This window comes from Bacillus altaicus, assembly GCF_042136375.2.
In the GTDB taxonomy this organism is placed as follows: Bacteria; Bacillota; Bacilli; order Bacillales; family Bacillaceae_G; genus Bacillus_A; species Bacillus_A cereus_U.
Genome location: NZ_CM143394.1, coordinates 105,621 through 127,291, shown reverse-complemented (window position 1 = coordinate 127,291; position 21,671 = coordinate 105,621). Strand labels below are relative to the sequence as shown.

Here is a 21,671-nt window from a genome sequence, read left to right as displayed (position 1 = left end):
GAGGGAGGGACCTAAAATAAGGATCGCTCTCTTTTTTGTTAATACTTTTTTTAGGAAAATAGGTACAATATGAAGAGGAAGGACGTTAGAAAAGGAGAGTGCCATTTGAAAAAAAGAAAGATAGCAGTTGTTATTGTAGCGTATACCGTGTTGCTCGCGACATCTATATATACATACAAAGAGCAATTGGCTCATCCTATTATGAGTGATGTAGGAAAGTTGCTTCCAACGAAAATTAAACGTGTTGAAAATGCTGAGGATGAAAGGTCATTAAAAAAGTTAGTGCAAGATGCAAATGTTTCTGGAGAGAAGATTTCTATTGCAGGTATGCAACATAGCCAAGGCGGGCAGACGTATTATCCGAACGGTACGATGCTTGATATGAAAGGCTATAATGAAATATTAGAATTCGATCCGGAGAAGAAGAGGATTAGGGTACAAAGCGGTGTCACATGGAATGACATTCAAAAGAAAATCAATCCATATGGTCTTGCAGTTCAAGTGATGCAATCTCAAAATATTTTTACTGTTGGTGGTTCATTAAGTGTAAATGTACATGGGCGTGATATTCGTCATGAAGCATTGATTGATACAGTAGAGTCGTTCAGATTGTTAATGGCAGATGGTACGGTACGTAATGTAAGTAGAGAAGAAAATGCTGACTTGTTTCCGTATGTAATTGGGGGATACGGATTGTTTGGTGTGATTTTAGATGTGACGCTACAGTTAACAAACGATGAATTGTATGAAACGCATACGAAGGTACTAGATTATAAAGAATACTCTTCATACTTTAAGAATAAAGTGCGAAGGGACGAGAATATACGTATGCATTTAGCACGTATTTCTGTTGCCCCAAATTCATTTTTAAAAGAAATGTATGTGACAGATTATGTACTGGCAGAAGATCAACAGAAGTTGAAAGAGTACAGCAAATTAAAAGAAGAAAATATTATAGCTGCGCCGAAATTCTTACTTGGGTTATCACGTTATAGTGACTGGGGAAAGGGCGCATTTTGGGATATACAAAGAAGTTATTTTGAACGTACAGATGGTAAGCACGAAACTCGAAATAACGTAATGAGATCTGATAGTGCTTTTATGGAATACGATAATCCAAACTTGACCGAAGTTTTACAAGAGTACTTTGTACCAATAGATGGTTTTGCAGAGTATATAGATGATTTGCGAAGCGTTTTAACTAAAGAGGAATTAAACCTTCTTAACATTACAATCCGCTATGTAGAAAAGAATGAGAATGCGGTGCTATCTTATGCGAAAGATGATATGTTTGCGCTTGTGCTTCTAATTAATCAAGGACGTTCTGAGGGTGAAATAAAGAAAACAAAAGCGGTCATTCAGAAGATGATTGATGTTACTTTAAAGCATAATGGAAGTTATTATTTACCGTATTATTCTTATCCGGAAAAGGAGCAACTAAAGAAAGCGTATCCTCGCATAGAAGAATTCCTTCAGAAGAAGAAGGAAGTAGACCCAGAGGAAAGGTTTGTGAATTTATTTTATAAGGAGTATAGCAAATGACATATAGAAGATTTGTGGCCTCACAAAGCATTATTATGATGGCGGGTAGTATGGTATTTCCTTTTTATATACTATTGCTTCGAAATGTTGGAAATAGTTTCTCGCAATTTGGCTGGGCGTACGGCTTATTTGCCTTAACTTCAGCTCTAGTATATCCGTTAGTTGGAAGAATCTCTGATAGTGTAGGTGATAGAAAGTTATTAATTGTATACGCTTGGTCTATGGCTATATTAATGCTTTGTTTCCCTATTGCAACAGAAGTTTGGCATGTATATATTCTCCAAATTTTAATGGGGGTTTTAGGTGCTGTGCAGCGCAATACGGAGAAGACGTCGTTAGCACGAAAGGTAGCACATAAGGAAGCTGGTTACGAAATTGGGAAATACCATGTATGGACATCAATTGGTGGCGGAGTAGCTATAATTGCAACTGGTTACTTAGTGGATTTCTTTACGATAGGGACTATTTTTTACATTGCTTCAGTTTTATATGTAGTTAGTGGATTTATATTAAGCCGCAGTGATAAGTAATTAAAAGTATTTTCATTCCCATTTTTACCTGATTACCCTTTATTTGTTATACTTATGGAGAAGACAAAAGAAAAGGGGACATTGCCTTTGATGAAATTTATAGTTTTAGCTATTCTCACTTTGTTTTTGATTCCATGGACTAGAAGCGGTAATAAAATTCGCGCGGTGGATAAAGGAGGAAATGAGAAAGTTGTAAAGAGGAAGAAATCATCTGTTTTAGTTATTCCTGTTTTATTTTGGATAGGTATTGCAATCTATGAATATTTTTGGCTAATTGATGATCGAGCAGATTCTATTCTTACTCATTATTCTGTTGCAGTAGCGATTTTAATTGGGCTTGTTTTATTTTCACAAGAGCAGGTAGGGAAATTAGAAGGTATGTTAAAAGGACTTCTAATGTTTGTTTTACTCGCAAGTTACGGCTATTTTGGTTATTTGCACGATATAGTAATCTCGCAAAAGAAATATGATTCGGTCGTGAAGATAGAGAAAGATATTTCAGAGCCATTTACTGAAAATGACCAACCGTTTACAGTTCCGCCTAAAACAGCGGAAAATAAAATGAAAAAGGTATTTGGTGATATTCCGAAAGTAGCTTATTTTGAGCTAGGGGAATTAACACCGCAAATGGTAAATGGTGAAGCCTTGTATGTAGCACCGATAGAAGTTTCGGGATTTTTTAAAGCACGTAAAGCGGAAACAATTCCAGGTTACGTAACAATGTCAGGTACAAATCCTGATGCGGAAGCGAAATTACATCTTGGTTATAAAATGAAGTATGTACCAAGCATGTTTTTCGGTAATAAATTAGAACGTGTCGTTCGAAAAGCAGAGCCAGATTTAGTTTTTAAAGGGAAACCAAAATTTGAAGTTGATGATAAAGGAAAACCGTATTATACAATGACATACGGTGAGTTTATTTCAGGAAGATCAGGGTTTGAAGTAGAAGGCGTTGTCGTTGTTGATGCACAAACAGGTGATGTGAAACGATATGATAAAGGGAATGCACCTAAATTCGTTGATGGTGTATTAAATCATGAAACAGCATCTACGTTAAATACGTACTTCGGAAAATATATTCACGGATTTTGGAACACGAAATTCTCACAAACAGACATGAAGATGCCGACTGAGTGGGGGACGAAGGAAGGCGTTACGCCAATCTTCGGAAAGGATGGTAAACTGTATTACTTTACAGACTTTACCTCTCCGAAAGAAGGAGTAGATTCTGCCCTTGGTTACTCATTAGTTGATGCACGTACAGGGAAGTTGTATTACTATAACGGAAAAGAAGTGAAGGGAATTATGGATGGTTCGGCTGCTACAGAAGTAGTGGATAATTCCTTTAAGAGAGAGAAATGGCATGGAACAATGCCGGTTATTTATAACGTATATGGTAAACCTTCTTGGATTGTACCAGTTATTGATGACGGGGGATTAGTACGTGCTCATACTGTTATATCTGCTTCTAATGCAAAAGTATTTGCGTCAGGTTCAACGCAAAAAGAAGCCCTTGAGAATTATAAAAATGCGCTGAGCGGAAGTGGTGATTCATTTAGACCAACTTCAAATGGGAAAGAAGCGCAAAAAGAAGGTACTGTACAACGTGTGTATAAAGAAAAATCAGGCGAAAATACGATTGTGTACGTATTATTAGAAAACGAGCAAAGAGTATTCATGGTACCAGCGAAGAAATTCCCATATGCAATGTTTACAGAAGTAGGAGATCCAATTCAAATCACATATTTAGACACAGGAGAAATGATGGCATCTGTATCTAAATTTACAAATAGTAATTTGAAAAAGTAAAGCGATAGAGATTCTATCGCTTTTTTTTACATTATTAAACAGGGAAATACGGTATACTTGACGTATATTTATGTTGTAACTATAATTGTTACGATTGAGTGTTTATCCCGCATTAACGGGCAGTAAAATTCCCACCTCAAAATTCGGCTGGAGCAAAGAAGTTAGGTGGGAGATTAACTGCCCGTAAACGCCCGATTGGTTCAACTAATAATCAGTGGGGGATGAACAAAACCCCCACTGATTAAAGTTTCACTTTATATGAAAGGGTGAATGGAAAAATGAATGGAGTTAATCACGAAGTATATAAACCTGTAAAGACAAACAGGTTATGGATGATTCTTGTATTAGGGACACTTACGGCAATTGGGCCATTATCTATTGATATGTATTTGCCTTCTTTACCAAAGTTAACGGATGATTTACAAACGGGTGCATCCCTTGCGCAGCTTACATTAACTGCTTGCCTGCTTGGGCTTTCAGTAGGACAGTTATTTGTTGGTTCAATTAGTGACATTTACGGAAGACGCAAACCTCTTATTATCGCTCTTATTATTTATGTTGCTTCTTCTTTACTTTGTGCTGTTGCACCATCGATTTGGAGTTTAGTGCTTTTACGTTTCTTACAAGGTGCTTCAGGGTCTGCTGGTATCGTTATATCACGTGCAATGGTACGTGATATGTATTCAGGTTCTGAAATGACGAAGTTTTTCTCACTGCTTATGTTAGTAAACGGAGCAGCCCCTATTTTGGCACCGATTATTGGAGGGCAATTATTACAGTTCACATCATGGCGCGGCGTCTTTATCGTTCTTGGAGCAATTAGTGTATTCATGCTAATATCAGCTACTTTCGTATTACGTGAAACATTACCTCCTGAAGAAAGGGAGACAGGTGGTTTGTCGGGAACGCTGGCGACATACGGAAAGCTTCTGAAAGATCGTTTATTTATGGGTTATGCATTGTCGCAAGGATTAGTAACAGCTGCAATGTTTGCTTATATTTCTGGTTCACCGTTCGTGTTGCAAAATATATACGGGGCATCACCACAACAGTTTAGTTTGTTCTTTGCAATTAACGGTATTGGTATTATTATTGCTAGCCAAGTTACTGGTCGTTTAGCAGGAAAAGTGGATGAGAAGACATTATTTGTTTCCGGTATTGTTATTGCGGCTGTTGGCGGTCTATCGTTACTACTTACAATCGTATTAGGAATAGGTCTAATCGGTGTTTTATGCTCGCTATTTCTCGTTGTATCAAGTGTTGGGGTTGTATCAACAACTGGCTTCTCGTTAGCGATGAGAAATCAAAAACAAGCTGCAGGAACAGCATCAGCTTTACTAGGTTTATTACAGTTCATTTCAGGAGCGCTTGTTGCACCGCTAGTAGGTATTGGCGGAAGTAATACAGCACTTCCTATGGGTGTTGTTATAGCTCTTTGTGAAATTGGTGCTGTGTTATGCTATTTATTCATGGCAAAAAGAAGTGAAAAGCAGTTTGAACTGCAACAAAATTTAGAGGCTTAACAAAAAAGAGCTGATTCAAACATTTCTTTGAATCAGCTCTTTTTTTTCATTTCCTTGAAATAACTCATGCAAAAGTTATTTGCATAAAGTGACGATACTGTGACAAAAATGTTGGTATATATATTAAGATGTGGTCTCGAGTGCAAAAATCAGGGCGTTCTCGGTATAATAACAAGTGGAGATAAAGGAAACTATAATTCGTAGTAGCTGTAGATAAAAGGAGAAAAAGAGATGAAGAAGGTTTTGGGTATTGCTGTAATGGGAAGTATGATCCTTCTAGCAGGATGTAATGGGAATAAAGAAGCGAAAGAACCAAAAGAAAAGGTAGAACAATCTACTGAACAGACAGAAGAGATGAAAGTGTATCGCGAGGTACATGAAAAGTATGATGTGAAGATGAACAAAGAAATTAATAAAGCATTACAGTTATGGGAAGTGGCGAAAGAAAAGGGCGGCAAGGAAATAACTAATGCTAAATATAAAGAAGACGTGCAAAAGGTAACAACGGGCATGTTAGAAGATATTGATCATATGCGTAAAGAAATTCGTGTGCCGAAGTCGAAAGAGGACGAACATGAACTATATGTTGGTTTCTTAAATGAATCAGAACAAGCAATGAAAAAATTGCAGAAGTTAGCAGAGGAAGAAGATTCCTCGTTGATTCGTGATATAGAAATTCATTTTTCAACAGCATCGACATACTATAAACGCTTTCAAACAGAGGCGAAAAAATAACCTTGCGCATGCGCAAGGTTATTTTTTCTTCTTACCATCTCCGTCTTCATCCTCGGATACTAATACCTTTTGTTCTTCATGAAATTCTGAAATTGTTTGTCCAGTAATATTATCGAATGGAGTGTAAAAAGAAGTGATGCTTTTCTTTTTAATGAAGAGTTTGTAGAAGCCAATGATGACGAGTATGACGATTGTTAATGGCAATCCTATAGTAGCCAGAAGTAAGGGATCCATTTTATAACTCCTTTAAAGTAATTAATTTTATTATAAGCTAAAGTAGTGATTTTAAGAAATAACGCTATTAAAAACTGATTTTTCTAAATATATCCAATTAGATTGACTTTTCATTTTTTCAGAATTATAATTCAAAATATACAATTTGAACCAAATAATAATATAGCAATTTACTTATCCAGAGAGGTAGAGGGACTGGCCCTATGACACCTCAGCAGCGGGTTCTGTAATAGAACACCGTGCTAATTCCAGCAAGCAAGGCTTGCAAGATAAGTGATGGGCATCGTTTTATTAAGCCTTGATCTTATTTTTTAAGATCAAGGCTTTTTGTGTTTTAAGAAGTGGAAAAGGAGTAATGGGAACAAATATGTCAATAAAACAAAGTAAATTCATTTGTTTAGGGGGTTATTGAAGTGTATGTTATTAAAAAACTATCGGTTATGGTATTCACGCTATGGGTCATTACGACAGTAACATTTTTAATTATGCATATTATTCCAGGTGATCCATTTTCGTCAGATGCGAAAATCTTTCCTGAAGAAGTAATACAAAACATGAGAGCGAAGTATCAACTTGATGAACCGTTATGGAATCAGTATGTTGCTTATTTGGATGGGGTAGTTCATTTTGATTTTGGTGAATCTGTTCAATCGACAGGTCAAGGTGTATCGGAAATTATAACAACCGGTTTTGGACCGTCGGCAATTATTGGTTTACAAGCACTTGTTATTTCATTGTTAGTCGGAATTGCCGCAGGTACATTTGCCGCTCTATATCATGGGAAAGTGATTGATTATAGTGTGAGCTTGCTTGCGATTCTCGGTATTTCTATTCCTAGTTTTATTTTAGCGCCACTATTTATACAAGTATTCGCCATCCAATTTGAATTACTACCAGTGGCGTCTTGGGGAACATTCGAGCATACGGTATTACCTTCCTTCGCATTGGCGCTCGGGCCAATCGCAGTTATTACAAGATTTGTTCGCTCTAATATGATTGAAGTGTTGCAGAGTGATTATATTAAGCTAGCGAGAGCGAAAGGTATACCAATTAAGAAAATCATTATAAGACATGCTCTTCGAAATGCGATTGTTCCGGTTCTTACATTTGTTGGCCCATTAATGGCTGGACTTTTAACAGGGACTTTCGTTATTGAAAAAATCTTTTCAATTCCTGGTTTAGGAAAATATTTTGTAGATAGTATTTTTAACCGAGATTATCCAGTAATTATGGGAACAACAATTTTCTATAGTTCATTATTAATCTTTTGTATTTTCATTACAGATATTATTCATCGTATTGTTGATCCGCGTATTCGGTCTATTACGTAAGGAGGGGATATTTAAATGGGGGCCTATGAAATTAATGACCAGTTATTAACGAATGAAGAGAAGAAAGAATTAACGATAAATAAAGATCAGCAAACGATTAGCCGAAAAAAGGAAGTGTTTTGCAAGTTTGTATCAAACCCTATAGCAGTTTTAGGGGCAGTGACGTTATTACTAATTATTGTTTTTTCGCTTATTGGCGAAAGTTTAACGTCATTTACTGCGAGTGAACAAGTAAAAGAAGCAACTAATTTACCGCCTAGTAGTGAGCATTGGTTTGGAACAGACGATTTAGGTAGAGATATTTGGGCGCGTACTTGGGCTGGTGGGAAAATTTCATTAATAGTTGGATTGGTAGCGGCAGCTCTTGATATAGGGCTTGGTGTACTTATCGGAGGTTTTAGTGGATATGTGAGAGGGCGTAATCGTCTTGGAACGTTAATTGATGAGTGGATTATAAGAGGGATTGAAGTGTTATACGGTATCCCATATTTATTAATTGTTATTTTACTATTAATCGTTATGAAACCAGGACTTTTTACAATTATAATCGCCCTTGCGTTAACGGGATGGATTGGCATGGCACGTCTCATTCGGGCGCAAGTACTTTCATTGAAACAAAGAGAGTTTGTTATTGCAGCAGAGCGATTAGGTACACCTCATATGAAAATTATATATGGGCATTTAATTCCAAACTTAACAGGGATTATTATCGTAAATTTATCATTTACAATTCCAGCAGCTATTTTCTCAGAATCATTTTTAAGTTTTATCGGACTTGGAGTACAATCACCAGCGGCAAGTTGGGGCACGATGACGAACGATGCACTCGGGACATTACTAAGCGGAGAATGGTGGCAACTTTTCTTCCCGGCAATCATGATTGCACTAATCATGTTCGCATTTAATGCGATTGGTGATGGTTTGCAAGATGCAATTGATCCGAAAATTGTAAAACGTAATCGAAAGGAGAAAAAACATGGCACAAATCTTATCTTTAGAAAACGTAACGTTGGCCGTTGAAAAAGAGAATAGTAAGCAAGCAATTGTGAAGCATGTTTCCTTTTCTATTAACGAAGGTGAAATAGTTGCACTTGTCGGAGAAAGTGGTTCAGGGAAAAGTGTTACAGCACAATCAATTATCGGCTTGAATCAAGAATCAATTCATATTGATGATGGAAATGTATCTTTCCAATCAAAGGAATTAACAGATTTACAAGAATCGGAATGGAATCAAATTCGCGGGAAAGATATTTCCTTTATTTTTCAAGACCCGCTTTCATCTTTAAATCCGACGATGAAGGTGGGAAGACAAATTACAGAAGTAATTGTGCAGCATGAAAAGAAATCGAAAAAAGAGGCAAAAGAAATTGCAATTAACTTACTAAATGATTTAGGGATACATGAAGCAGAGAAACGCTTTGAACAATACCCGTATCAGTTAAGCGGAGGTATGAGGCAGCGTATTTGTTTAGCAATTGCGTTTGCATGTCACCCGAAGCTCGTTATTGCAGATGAACCTACAACGGCGTTAGATGTAACAATTCAAAAACAAATTATGGGGTTATTAAAAGAGCGAAAAGAAAAACAAAATACGAGTATTTTATTAATTACTCATGATTTGGCACTTGTGCGTGAAATCGCTGACCGAGTAGTTGTTATGTACGGGGGGCGCATTGTTGAAAAAGGAACGATTCAAGAAGTAATTGGCTCTCCTAAGCATCCTTACACGAAAAGTTTATTACAAGCAATTCCGAATATGGATGATTCAGAAAAGGTACTCCGGGCAATTGAGGGAACAACACCTTCAATTGAAACGTTAAATAGTTTTGGGTGCCCGTTTGTGAATCGTTGTCCTGTAGCGCTAAAAGAATGTATCCATCGTTTCCCAGAGAGAACAACATATTCTGAGGAGCATAGTTCACATTGCTGGCAGCATATTCTGGAGCATAATAAAGCGAAATCAAAAGAGAAGGTGAATGCCTCATGACGACAGATTTAATTACTGTAAAGCAAGTAACGAAAACGTATGGAATTAAAAATAAAGAAATCGCAGCGTTAAAAGGTATATCACTTTCTATTCCGAAAGGAACAACTCTTGGCATTATCGGAGAAAGTGGTTCAGGAAAAACAACACTTGGTAAGCTCATAGCTGGGATTGAAAAACCAACGTCTGGTGAAATTGATTATAACGGTCAAGTTGTTCACACGCTGAAGTCGGCTAATAAGCGGAATTTCTTACAGAAAGTACAGTTTATTTTTCAAGATTCCACAGCTGCATTAAATCCGCGCTGGAAAGTACGCGATAGCGTAACGGAAGGATATATTTCATTCGGTTTAGGCGATAAAGGATTGAAAGATAAAGTCGCAGGTGATGCACTAGAGCGTGTTGGATTAGATAGACGATATATTGATCGTTATCCCCACGAATTTAGCGGTGGACAGCGTCAACGTATTGCCATTGCAAGAGCGCTATTATGTGAGCCAGAAGTATTAATCCTTGATGAACCAATTTCAGCATTAGATGTTTCACTGCAAATCCAAATTGTACATTTGCTGCAAAAGATTCAAAAGGAACAAGGCTATACATATTTATTTATCGCACATGATTTACCGATGGTTCACTATTTATGTGAAAAAGTGGCTGTCTTATACAAAGGAGAACTTGTTGAATTTGGAAATACGGAAGAAGTATTCCGTAATCCACAACATTCTTATACAAAAACATTATTAGCATCAACACCAAAAATTTTAGGTTAAAGGGGAATGTAGGATGAAGAAGTTTTTATTATTTGTCATTATGACTGTTTTAGCAATAACTTCTGTTGCTTGCGGTAAGAAAGACACTTCAAAAGCAAGTGCTAGTAAGGGAGAAGGAGATCGATTAGTAACGAATATTGGTAGTGATCCATATACGCTTGATTCTGCCATTGCGACAGATAGCACGTCAGGTTACATAATTGGACAGTTGTTTTCAAGTTTATATACGCAAGATAGTGACGGGAAATATCAAAATGAATTGGCAGAGAAAGAAGAAGTAAATGCGGATGGAACTGAATATACAATTCATTTAAAGAAAGATATTAAATGGTCAGATGGCTCTTCTATTACAGCAAATGATTTTGAGTTTGCATGGAAGCGATTATTAAATCCAAAAACAGGTTCTATGAATGCGACAGAAATGTATTTTATTAAAGGAGCAGAGGCATATAATACTGGAAAAGGTGAAGAAGGACAAGTTGGTATTCAAGTCGTTGATCCTCAAACATTAAAGGTAACACTTGAGCACCCAGTTGCTTCTATTAAACAAAAATTAGCAAGTTTATTATTTATTCCATTATCTAAAAAATCAATTGATGATAATAATAAATTAAAAACAGATCCAAAAGAGTTAATTACGAACGGACCATTCACGTTAAAAGAATGGAAGCATAACCAAGCTATTACAGTACAAAAAAATAAAGAATACTATGATAAAAAGGTAACATTAAAAGAAATTGAGTTTCGTATTATTCCAGATTCTAAAACAGCGTACCAATTGTACAAGTCAAAAGAATTAGATTTGCTAAGTAGCTTACCACAAGAGATGATTGAAAAAGAAAAAGGAAACAAAGAATATAAGCGTGTTGCAGGATTCTCATCTTATATTTATTCGTTTAACGTAGAAAAAGAGCCGTTTACAAATGCGAAAGTACGTAAAGCATTTTCATTAGCGGTTGATCGTAAGTTTATCGTTGAAAAACTGTATAAAAATAATGCACAAGAAGCATATGCTTTTGTTCCAGAAGGGGCAAAAACACAAGGTGGTCGTGATTTCCGTAAAGAAAAAGGCGATTACGTAAAATTCGATTCAGCAGAAGCGAAAAAATTATTAGAAGAGGGCATGAAAGAGCAAGGTTGGTCTACATTACCTGAAGTGACATTAAAATTCACTACAGATACACAACATAAAAAAGTAGCAGAAGCAATGCAAGAAATGTTTAAGAAAAATCTTGGTGTAGATATTAAATTAGAAAATAAAGAGTGGAAGAGTTACATCGACACATATAAGCAAAGTGATTTCCAATTAGCTTATATGGGATGGGGCGGCTCTCTATTGGATCCGATTACTAAACTAGATTTATATGCAGGTGATGGTCCAAACAACTATGCAAAATGGCATAATAAAGAATTTGACGCTTTAGTAAAAGAGGCAGAAGTTGAACAAAACGAAGATAAGCGTTTTGACTTATTGCATAAAGCAGAAGATATTATGTTTGATGATACACCATTGATCCCAATTATTTTCCCAAGCGCTTCGTATTTACAAAAATCATCAGTATCTGGCGTCCAATTCATTATTGGTTCTAGTCCAGAACTAAGATACGTAAAAATTAAAAAATAAAGAAGTAGGCAATCGCCTACTTCTTTATTTTATTTCTTTCTTATATTCCTTTTTCGTTCCGTCAGAGAAAACAACTTCTAAATTAAATTTTTGATAGTCTTTATCAAGCTTGAACACGTTTACTACTTGATCAATCACTTCTTGATCAGGCGTATTTTTATCAAATTTTAATTCTTGTAGAAGGGGACTTAATTTAGTAACAGCCTCGTTGCCTGTGAATTTCACATCTGTTTTATGGTCTTCAATTTTTGCTTCCATTTTCTTATCGGCTGCTACATTTTTATAATCAGCTTCGTAATCTTTCTTCGTATCTTGATAGTCTGCTTTTAAATCAAATTCATTAAAGTTTAGTTTTAAATCTGCAGGAGCCTCATTTTTTGCTTCTTCAGTCGTTTTCTTATTAGAAGTTGTATCTTCTTTTGCAGGAGCTTTACATCCTGTTAATACAGGTACTAGCATAAGAGCTAATAAAGCTGATAGTAAAATTCTCATTATAAATTCCTCCTTATGTAATTTCTTTCTATACAAGTTTTTCCCAATTTCATGTAATTATGTATAAACCTAATAAATTATTTCCTTAAGGGGGACACATGCTTATTAATTAAATTGAAAGTAATTTGTATGTATATGATTCTTTTTAAAGAATGCCTTTGCGCTTTCTTATCATTAACATAAATAGACATCACTGTATTTGGAAATACAGTGATGCTTTCTAAAACATATTAAACAATCGGCGAATTATTTCCCGCAACATACGTAGCGAATGGTTATTACACAATAATATTTGGTGGAGTTAATTTAGAGAAAAATATTATTTCGTTATTATTTATTATACTAGTTACATAATTGGTAGCGAGAATCACTATAGGTATAACAGGAATAGTAAAGGGAAGAGGTTTTGTAGCTAAAGACGTATAAAGTAAAAAAGGTATCCTTCATGTGGATACCTTTTTTACTAGCGTTTGTTATTTTGCAACTTCTGTCCATTTGTAGTTAAATTCACCGCCGAAGTCAGTTGTTACAAGTCCTTTAATAAATCCGCGTTGTAAGTAAGAACGACCTTGTTGGTATAAAGGAGCGACAGCACCATCTTGTAATAAGATTTTTTCAGCTTGCTTCATTGCTTCAAAGCGTGCTTTTTCATCACCAGCTAAATCAGTTTTTACTTTACGAATAAGCTCGTCGTACTCTTTGTTAGAGTATTTATCGAAGTTATAAGCACTATCTGTTGTGAATAGATCTAAGAATGTAATAGGATCCGCGAAGTCAGGGCCCCAGCCATCGATTCCGATTTCGTAATCACCACTTAATAGTAGTTTTAACTGTTGTTTACGTGGTTGAGGTTTTAAATCCACTGTTAATCCATCTAGATTCTTTTCTAATTCACCTTTTAAATATTCACCAGTCTTTTTAGCTAAAGCATTATCACTTGTTAATAGTTCAATTGTTACTTTGTCAGTACCAAGTTCTTGTTTCGCCTTTTTCCAGTTTTCTTTTGCTGTTTTCACATCATCTTTAACTAGGTTTCCGTTTTCTTTACGGAAGTCATTACCGTCCGGACTTTTTGCGAATTTTGCAGGAACCATTCCTTCTGCCGAGATTGCACCGTTATTTAAAATTGTTTCTACGTACGCTTTTTTATTCATTGCTCCGTTAATAGCGAGGCGTGCATGTTGATTTTTTAATACTGCATTTTTTTGATTTAGTCGTAAGAATTGAATACCGACTTCAGCGCGTTCCTTAAAGTTTGCATCGTTTTTATATTTATCAACAAACTCCGCAGTTAAAGCAACACGATCAATTTGTCCTGAATCATATAAGTTAACTTCTGTAGACTTATCTTTAACGACATTGAAGTTGATTTCTTCTAGTTTTACAGTTTTAGCATCCCAATAGTTAGGGTTCTTCTTCAATTGGAAGCTTTGTTCATGTTTCCAGTTATCTAACGTGAAAGCCCCGTTGTAAATTAAATGATTCGTTTCTAAACCGTATTTATCACCTTGAGATTTTAAATACTCTTCATTAATTGGTAAGAATGTTGAAAATGTTGTTAAGCTTAAGAAGTAGGGAACAGGGCGGTCCAGTTGTACTTCTACAGTTTTATCATCAAGAGCTTTAACACCTAATTGATCGATCGCTGCTTCTTTTTGGTTTATTTGTTTCGCATTTTTTATATCAAAGAATAAGAATGCATATTCAGCAGCTGTTTCAGGATTTACGGCACGTTGCCAAGCGAAAACAAAATCTTTTGCTGTAACAGAAGTACCGTTTGACCATTTTGAATCACGAAGATGGAATGTGTATTTTGTTTTATTTGGACTAATGTCAACCGATTCAGCAACACCAGGAATCGGTGTATTATCTTCCCCCATTGCATATAAACCTTCAAAAACATTTCGCATTACGTTCATAGATTCCCCGTCCGTTGCTTTTGCAACATCCATTGTTGGAATTTCTGAAGCAAATGATAAGTTAATTGCTTGTTTATTAGGTGCTTTATCGTTTGCTTTCGCTCCGCCTGCATTTTCTTTATTTCCCCCGCAAGCAGTTAGTAGTAGACTCGCCCCTAAAACTGATGCAACAACAGGTACAACTTTTTTCTTCATTGTTCTTTCCTCCCTAAATGTGTTGTTCGTAACGTCATAATGTCCATGTCTTAAAGTGTAGCTATAGAAGAAGAGAAAACCTATTATAAATATGTGTATGTAGGTAATCAGGTGTTCTATATGTATATACATGTCGAACTATAATCTATCGTTATATGTTTCAACTTAGTAGACATTACATTTTGGTGGTGAAATATTTCGTTTCTTTGATTATTTAGAATATTAACACTGGAAAGAACTATATGTCAATAATAAAAACAGAATGTTAATTTCTTGAAATAATATATTGAAAAAGTAGATTCCCGTGTATTAAGGAATCTACTTTTAATGTATTTTATGAAAAAATAATTAGTATGGTGGAATAACGTTGATCAAAGTTACAATTTATTTTTCGATTTTTGCCCACTTGAAGTTTAACTGGCCTGCAAAGTCAACTTGCACAATTCCTTTTACATAAGAACGCTCTAAATAAGATTCTCCTTTTTGGTAAAGAGGAGCGATAACAGAGTCCTTAAATAATATTTTTTCTGATGCTAGTAACGCTTCCCAGCGAGCTTTTTCATCACCAGCCAAGGTAGTTTTAACTTTTTCAATTGTGTCATTAAACTCTTTATTAGAGTAATGATCTAAGTTGTAAGGGTTATTCGTCGTAAATAGTTCAAGGAATGTAATTGGATCAGCAAAGTCAGGACTCCAACCGTCAATTCCAATTTCGTAGTCACCTTTTAATAAGAGTGAAACTTGCTGCTTACGCGGTTGAGGTTTTATATTTACTGTTAAGCCGTCTAAATTTTTTTCTAGTTGTCCTTTTAAGAATTCACCAGTTTTCTTTTCAAGGTCACCATCACTGGTTAATAATTCTAATGTGATTTTTTCAGATCCAAGTTCTTGTTTTGCCTTTTTCCATAATTCTTGTGCAGATTTTGTATCGATTTTTGTTAAATCGCCGTTTGCAGTACGGAAGTCTGTTCCGTCAGGTCCTTTTGCAAAGTTTTTTGGAACGAGACTATTAGCTGGTGTAGAGCCATCGTTTAATAACGTATTTACAAAGGATTTTCGGTCAATTGTCTGAGCAATCGCTTGGCGTGCAGAGACATTTTGAAGTACTTTGTTTTGTTGGTTCATACGTAAAAATTGTACGCCTACATTTGGACGTTCTTTAAAGTTCCCATCTTTTTTATACTTATCAACGAAATCAGACGTTAATTTTATACGGTCTAATTGTTTTGATTCAAATAAATTTACTTCCGTTGATTTCTCTTTTACAACGTTGAAATTGATTTCTTCGAGTTTGACATTATCTTTATCCCAATAGGTAGGGTTTTTCTTAAATTTAAAGCTTTGTTCATGCTTCCAATCGTTTAGTGTGAAAGCTCCGTTGTATAAGATTTTATTATCTTCTAAAGCGTACTTATCACCTTGTGCTTTAAAGAATTCCTCGTTGATTGGTAGAAATGTTGGGAACGCCGTTAAGCTAATAAAATACGGAACAGGACGCTCTAATTCTACTTCAAACGTATGGTCATCAACTGCTTTTACACCAAGTTGATCGGCTGGAAGCTCTTTACTATTAATTTTTTTAGCGTTTTTAATATCAAAGAATAAAAAAGCATATTCAGAGGCTGTTGCTGGATCAACAGCTCTTTGCCAAGCGAAGACAAAATCTTTCGCTGTTACAGGTGTGCCGTTCGACCATTTTGAATCTCGTAAATGGAATGTGTATTTCGTTTTATCGCCACTCACTTCATGAGATTTTGCAGCGCCAGGAACAGGTTTATTACCTTCGCCAAGATTGTATAAACCTTCAAATACGTTTCTCATTACTTGACCAGAATCAGTATCTGTAGCACGAGCCGTATCCATTGTTCGAATCTCAGTAGGTGAAGATAAGTTTAAAACTTGCTTACTAGGTGCCTCATCTTTTGCATTTGCTCCGCTTGCTTCGTTTTTATAACTACCGCAACCAGCTAATAAAATACTTACTCCTACAACTGATGCAATACCGGGTACAAACTTCTTTTTCATTTGATTTTCCTCCTAAATAGTTAATAAGATTGGATGATGATGAGGGAATGAAAAACAAAAATCCCTCTTTTCGTATTGAGAAAGAGGGATTTTTACGTACAAGTTATGCACCCGTATATAAACGAAGTCCCTCATTCTATCTTTCAAGCATAAAGCTTGCAGGAAGTGGCACAGTATTCAAAATGAACCTGTTGCCGAGGTTTCAAAGGGCCAGTCCCTCCACCTCTCTTGATACAATGAGTAAATGAATTTTATTAATTTTTGCGTTTCTTTGATAATTCAAAATCTTACACCTTAGATAATGAAGTGTCAATCAAATGGAATATAGTTTAAATTTTCAGTTTTATTTAAAATAAAAAAACCACTGCATATGGCAGTGGTTTCCCTACTAGAAGTTAAAGTTATCTGGATCTGGACCAACGCGATGATTTTCATTTAAAGCTTGAATTGCTTTCATATCCTCCGAGCTTAATTCAAAGTCGAAGATGTTCGCATTTTCAATAATGCGGTGTTCTTTAATAGACTTAGGGATTGTTACAACTTCATTTTGCAGATCCCAACGTAAAATAACTTGTGCAGTTGATTTATTATGTTTTGCAGCAATTTCTTGTAGTGTTGGATTATCCAGTAGCTGCCCTTGCATTAATGGTGACCAAGCCTCAAGCTGGATGTTATGTTCTTTACAGAAAGCATGTAATTCTTCTTGTGCTAAGCGAGGGTGGTATTCCACTTGGTTGACCATTGGCTTGATTTCAGCAATTTCAAATACGTCTTGTAAGTGGTGAATGTGGAAATTACTCACACCGATAGCACGAACACGACCATCTTTATAAAGCTGCTCTAAAGCTTTCCATGATTCATTGTATTTTCCTTTTACAGGCCAATGTACTAAGTATAGATCTAAATATTCTAGACCTAATTTTTCTAATGTAGTTTCAAATGCTTGCAATGTTGACTCGTAACCTTGATCACTATTCCACACTTTTGAAGTGATGAACAACTCTTTACGAGGAATACCAGATTCTTGAATTGCCTGTCCAACGCCTTCTTCGTTTTTATATATCGCAGCAGTATCGATACTACGGTATCCATTTTTTATAGCTGCTTTTACAGAATCAATTACTTCTGTACCATCTTCTACTTTAAAAACACCTAAGCCGAACCAAGGCATTTTTACGCCGTTATGTAATGTTGTATAGTCGTTTAAACTTGTTAAAGTCATATTAATTCCCCCTAGCTTTTTTATTGGTTGCTTCCACTGCTTGTTGAATGACTTCTGAAAAATTATTTTCATATAGAACTTTTAAGCCTTCAGCCGTTGAACCTCCTGGTGTTGTTACTTGTTCGCGGAGCATAGCTGGATCCTGATTTTGCTGAAGCATAGCGGCAGAGCCAGCAATCATTTGAATGACAAGGTGTTTTGCTGTTTCCTCATCAATACCATAGCTTTTCGTTGCTTCAATTAAACCTTCAGCAAAGTGATAGAGAAAAGCAGGTGCACTACCAGTAACTGCGGTAAGTTGGTGAACTTCTTCTTCGGTACAAAACTGTGAGGTACCGATACCCTTTAAAAGAAGTTGTAACGTTTCTTGATGTGTTTCATCTACAGAATGTCCCGTCGTATATAAGGAGATAGACTTTCCGATTTCAGCAGCTGTATTTGGCATAATCCAAGCAACAGGTGTCCCTTGGGGAAGCCTTTCTTCTAGATAAGATGGTCCGATTCCGGCAGCAACTGTCACGACAAATTGATTAGTTAGAAGAGGGGATAGATCCGCTAATAGCTGTTCATGTGCGACAGGCGGCATTGCTAAAACGATTGTATCTACAGATTTAATATGCTGCTTCCAATCAGTTGTAATCGATAGATCATATTGAGTTTGTAATTGCGTTAGTTTTTCTCTGTTGCTTCGGTTGGAAACAATAATTTCTTCGATGTATTCTTTACTTGTTGTAAGTAGTCCAGCAAATATGGCTTCTGCCATACGACCGGCACCAATAAATAAAATTCGATGTTTATTAGGCATATCCTTTATTCCTTTCTGATGAGAATATGTTATAAAAAACGATACCATTTTTAAGAGAATTTTGTAAAAAGAAACGGCTTATAGTGGAGGGAATACAATTGGATAAAAAGGAGTATGAAGATTATTATACTTGAAAAATAGTTATAATTAAAAATCCCTGAAGCATTTATGCTTCAGGGATTGATAAATTATAAGTTTATGCTTTCGTCATACCAAGCAATACAGCGCCGCCGATAATTAAAACACTACCTAGTGCAATAAAGATCAATTGACGTTTTGTTTTCTTTTCACCTAAGAAGACAATCGCACCGAATGTTGAGATAACGATTCCAGTTTGAGATAATGGGAAGCTTGTTGCTACTCCAACACGTGGTAATGAAAGAAGTAAGAATAAGTTTCCTGTTCCCCATAGTAAACCAGATAAAGCATTACGAATTGCATATTTGTTAAATGGTTTATGTTTAGATGTCAGTACAACCGCACCAACAAACATACCAACTGCCTGTGGTAAAATAGCAGACCAACCATCGATGTTATACCAACGAATAATAATTACATATACAAGATAACCGAAAGTAGAAACAATTAAAGTAAGAAGTCCCTTTTTCAATTGTCCTGGTGGCTGTGCATTTTCTTTATCATCTAGTGATGTGAATACAACACCAACTACGATTAATAGGATTGCAATCGTTCCCAGAACAATCGTTGTAGTAGTAGTCCACTCACGAAAAGCGATAACTCCAAAGATAGAAGTTGCAACAAGTTGCATACCAGTAGAAATAGTTACAGTAGTTGAAACACCTAGTTTTTCAACTGTTTTTAATTGGTTTACTTGTCCTAAAGCCCAGAATAAACCTGAAATAAAGCCAACAATCAAGACTGTCATTGTTAAAGTTGGTTGAGTAAATACATACATAGTTGTTGCGAAGAATAGAGCACCGATTGTCATACCTACCGTTTGGCTATATGCACCACCGCCCATTTTTACGCTTACTAATAAGATGTTTCCCCATGCGATTGCAGGAAGAAGCGCTAATAAAATGTCCATTACAAGACTCCCTTCGGTTTTCTATACCAATATAATTACATATCGTTCTAACGATCGGTAATGCCCCACTAATAGAGTAGAAGATTACCGATCGCTAAAACAGGATGAAGAATTTACGATATAAATGCGTTTTCATTTCTTCATTTTTTGAAACACTTTCATATAATAACAGGAAATTACCTATTTTAGAAAGTGAATTCAAATAAAATGTATATTTAAATAAGAGGTAAAAATCAGTCAATTATTAAATCATTTTATTTTTCGGGAAATAAAAAGCAACTTTTGTCGAAAGTTGCTTTAAGAAGTAGTAATTCTTCTATTAATGAGTTGAATGCATAGTAAGAATAGAAAGGACATACTAATCGTTATGATTACAAGCGTCCAAGCTAGTTGCATATTACTTGCATCAATAGCCATATAAATCGCCGTTGGAATCGTCTGAGTTTTTCCAGGTATATTTCCTGCAAACATTAAAGTTGCACCAAATTCACCGAGTGCGCGAACAAAGCTTAAAATCATACCACTTAGTAACGCAGGAAATGCAAGCGGGAGTGTGACATGTAAAAAAACTTGATATTCACTTGCACCAAGATCGCGCGCGCCATCTTCGATTTGTACATTTGCGATAGAAAATCCTGTTTTTGCTGATTGGTACATGAGCGGAAATGCAACAACTGTAGAAGCAATGATAGCAGCAGTAGATGTAAACATAATGGACTGCTGAAATAATGATTCAATCCACTTTCCAATGGGACTGTTATTTCCGAAAATGATAATTAGAAAAAAGCCGATGACAGTTGGTGGAAGCACCATTGGTAATAAGAAAATAGTTTCTAGTAGTACTTTATATCGCCACGAGGAGCGCGCTAATGCTCGTCCAATAATCGTTCCCAAAATCGTAACGATAATGGTGGCGCACGCAGCTACTCGTAAAGATAGAAAGACAGGTGGCAAAATTGTATCAAAGCTCATAGTAATTATGGCAGGATTGTAAATCCATATTTCTTAAAGATAGATTGTGCATCTTTTGACTGCAAATATTCATAGAATGAAGTCGCCTCTTTCTTATGCTTAGATTCCTTTATAACACCTAAAGGATAGTGGATTGGCTCATGAGAATTAGCCGCTGCCGCCTCTACAATTTTCACCTTGTCTGAAACGAGAGCGTCTGTTTTATATACAATACCAGCATCAACATTACCTGTTTCTACATATGTTAACACTTGGCGAACATCTTTTGTAAATACGATTTTATTTTGAACGTCATTCCAAAGATTTTCATGTGTGAGAGAAGCTTTTGCGTATTTTCCTGCAGGTACAGATTCGGGTGTACCAAGTGCGATTTTCTTGATTTTCTCATCTTTTAAATTTTGAAATTTTGTAAGAGAACTATCCTTTGGAACGACTAGAACTAGTTCATTTCCAAGAAGGTTTTTCCCTTCTTTTTCATTAATGAATCCTTTTTTAACAAGAGTTTGGAATTTATCTTCTGCTGCAGAGAAGAATAAATCAGCGGGCGCACCTTGTTCAATTTGTTGTTGCAGCGCACCAGAAGCACCGAAGTTAAAGGAAAGCTTAATATTTGGTTCTTTCTCTTTATATTGTTTTTCAATTTCTTTTAATGCATCTTGTAAACTTGCAGCCGCTGATATAGTCAGCTCCACTGATTCTCCTTCTTTAGCAGCTGACTTTTCTCCGCGTGAACAAGCTGCACTGAATATAAGAAGAAAAGAAAGTATAAGTACCCCAATGGATCGTAATGTAAATTTGTTCATGAAAAAATCCCCCTTTGTTTACTAAACTAATTATAACTAATTATAATTAGATATAACTAGTTATAATTGAATATAATTTGAACGATATAGTTGTTTTTAAAACTA

General features: G+C 35.7%; 19 protein-coding genes and 2 riboswitches. Of the genes, 10 read left to right on the top strand and 9 right to left on the bottom strand.

Features of this window, described 5'->3' with window-relative positions:
* Positions 1 to 105: 105 nt before the first annotated feature.
* From ACE38F_RS00630 to ACE38F_RS00610, 5 genes are all read left to right on the top strand, one after another.
* Positions 106 to 1,542: an FAD-binding protein gene (locus ACE38F_RS00630; protein ID WP_375371277.1), complete on the top strand. Its 1,437-nt coding sequence runs from the start codon at positions 106 to 108 to the stop codon at positions 1,540 to 1,542.
* Complete coding sequence (locus ACE38F_RS00625; RefSeq protein ID WP_375371278.1) at positions 1,539 to 2,072, top strand: MFS transporter; 534 nt, start codon at positions 1,539 to 1,541, stop codon at positions 2,070 to 2,072. The genes ACE38F_RS00630 and ACE38F_RS00625 overlap by 4 nt, the downstream gene beginning before the upstream one ends.
* A gap of 90 nt (positions 2,073 to 2,162) precedes the next feature.
* Positions 2,163 to 3,881: a DUF3981 domain-containing protein gene (locus ACE38F_RS00620; protein ID WP_375371303.1), complete on the top strand. Its 1,719-nt coding sequence runs from the start codon at positions 2,163 to 2,165 to the stop codon at positions 3,879 to 3,881.
* A 278-nt stretch (positions 3,882 to 4,159) separates the two neighbouring features.
* Entirely contained in the window at positions 4,160 to 5,404 is a 1,245-nt protein-coding gene (locus tag ACE38F_RS00615) for a multidrug effflux MFS transporter (protein ID WP_375371279.1), read from the top strand.
* A 231-nt stretch (positions 5,405 to 5,635) separates the two neighbouring features.
* Complete coding sequence (locus tag ACE38F_RS00610) at positions 5,636 to 6,139, top strand: hypothetical protein (protein WP_215554988.1); 504 nt, start codon at positions 5,636 to 5,638, stop codon at positions 6,137 to 6,139.
* 18 nt (positions 6,140 to 6,157) lie between these two features.
* Here the strand turns inward: ACE38F_RS00610 and ACE38F_RS00605 are convergent, their stop codons facing one another.
* A complete protein-coding gene (locus ACE38F_RS00605) occupies positions 6,158 to 6,373 on the bottom strand; it encodes a DUF3951 domain-containing protein (protein WP_000371390.1) in 216 nt (71 codons plus the stop codon).
* Between the two features lie 171 nt (positions 6,374 to 6,544).
* Positions 6,545 to 6,649, top strand: a riboswitch (SAM riboswitch).
* Positions 6,650 to 6,786: 137 nt separating this feature from the next.
* Here ACE38F_RS00605 and ACE38F_RS00600 point away from each other — a divergent pair.
* From ACE38F_RS00600 to ACE38F_RS00580, 5 genes are read left to right on the top strand one after another with little or no spacing between them, the layout of a single operon-like run.
* Positions 6,787 to 7,704, top strand: a complete 918-nt coding sequence (locus tag ACE38F_RS00600) for an ABC transporter permease (RefSeq protein WP_375371280.1) — start codon at positions 6,787 to 6,789, stop codon at positions 7,702 to 7,704.
* Positions 7,705 to 7,719: 15 nt separating this feature from the next.
* Positions 7,720 to 8,724, top strand: a complete 1,005-nt coding sequence (locus ACE38F_RS00595; protein WP_375371281.1) for an ABC transporter permease — start codon at positions 7,720 to 7,722, stop codon at positions 8,722 to 8,724.
* Positions 8,681 to 9,691 (top strand): ABC transporter ATP-binding protein, encoded by a 1,011-nt coding sequence (locus ACE38F_RS00590; protein ID WP_215554991.1) that lies wholly within the window; start codon positions 8,681 to 8,683, stop codon positions 9,689 to 9,691. Before ACE38F_RS00595 ends, ACE38F_RS00590 begins: the two co-directional genes overlap by 44 nt.
* Entirely contained in the window at positions 9,688 to 10,461 is a 774-nt protein-coding gene (locus tag ACE38F_RS00585; RefSeq protein WP_341307885.1) for an ABC transporter ATP-binding protein, read from the top strand. The genes ACE38F_RS00590 and ACE38F_RS00585 overlap by 4 nt, the downstream gene beginning before the upstream one ends.
* A 13-nt stretch (positions 10,462 to 10,474) precedes the next feature.
* Entirely contained in the window at positions 10,475 to 12,085 is a 1,611-nt protein-coding gene (locus ACE38F_RS00580) for a peptide ABC transporter substrate-binding protein (RefSeq protein WP_375371282.1), read from the top strand.
* Between the two features lie 24 nt (positions 12,086 to 12,109).
* On the opposite strand, the gene ACE38F_RS00575 is transcribed toward ACE38F_RS00580, so the two are convergent.
* The 8 genes from ACE38F_RS00575 to modA form a co-directional block, all read right to left on the bottom strand.
* Positions 12,110 to 12,577, bottom strand: a complete 468-nt coding sequence (locus ACE38F_RS00575) for a YusW family protein (RefSeq protein WP_215554994.1) — start codon at positions 12,575 to 12,577, stop codon at positions 12,110 to 12,112.
* Positions 12,578 to 13,050: 473 nt separating this feature from the next.
* The gene (locus tag ACE38F_RS00570; protein ID WP_375371283.1) at positions 13,051 to 14,691 is read right to left on the bottom strand and encodes a peptide ABC transporter substrate-binding protein; all 1,641 of its coding nucleotides are present in this window, start codon (positions 14,689 to 14,691) and stop codon (positions 13,051 to 13,053) included.
* Positions 14,692 to 15,075: 384 nt separating this feature from the next.
* Entirely contained in the window at positions 15,076 to 16,716 is a 1,641-nt protein-coding gene (locus ACE38F_RS00565; protein ID WP_375371284.1) for a peptide ABC transporter substrate-binding protein, read from the bottom strand.
* Positions 16,717 to 16,849: 133 nt separating this feature from the next.
* A riboswitch (SAM riboswitch) is annotated at positions 16,850 to 16,954 on the bottom strand.
* A gap of 150 nt (positions 16,955 to 17,104) precedes the next feature.
* Complete coding sequence (locus ACE38F_RS00560) at positions 17,105 to 17,938, bottom strand: aldo/keto reductase (RefSeq protein WP_375371285.1); 834 nt, start codon at positions 17,936 to 17,938, stop codon at positions 17,105 to 17,107.
* Position 17,939: 1 nt separating this feature from the next.
* Positions 17,940 to 18,743, bottom strand: a complete 804-nt coding sequence (proC, locus tag ACE38F_RS00555; RefSeq protein WP_215554998.1) for a pyrroline-5-carboxylate reductase — start codon at positions 18,741 to 18,743, stop codon at positions 17,940 to 17,942.
* Positions 18,744 to 18,939: 196 nt separating this feature from the next.
* Positions 18,940 to 19,791 (bottom strand): GRP family sugar transporter, encoded by an 852-nt coding sequence (locus tag ACE38F_RS00550; RefSeq protein ID WP_215554999.1) that lies wholly within the window; start codon positions 19,789 to 19,791, stop codon positions 18,940 to 18,942.
* A gap of 297 nt (positions 19,792 to 20,088) precedes the next feature.
* On the bottom strand, positions 20,089 to 20,763 hold the full coding sequence (modB, locus tag ACE38F_RS00545; protein ID WP_375371286.1) for a molybdate ABC transporter permease subunit: 675 nt from the start codon (positions 20,761 to 20,763) through the stop codon (positions 20,089 to 20,091).
* Between the two features lie 5 nt (positions 20,764 to 20,768).
* Positions 20,769 to 21,566, bottom strand: a complete 798-nt coding sequence (modA, locus tag ACE38F_RS00540; RefSeq protein WP_215555001.1) for a molybdate ABC transporter substrate-binding protein — start codon at positions 21,564 to 21,566, stop codon at positions 20,769 to 20,771.
* Between the last annotated feature and the right edge of the window lie 105 nt (positions 21,567 to 21,671).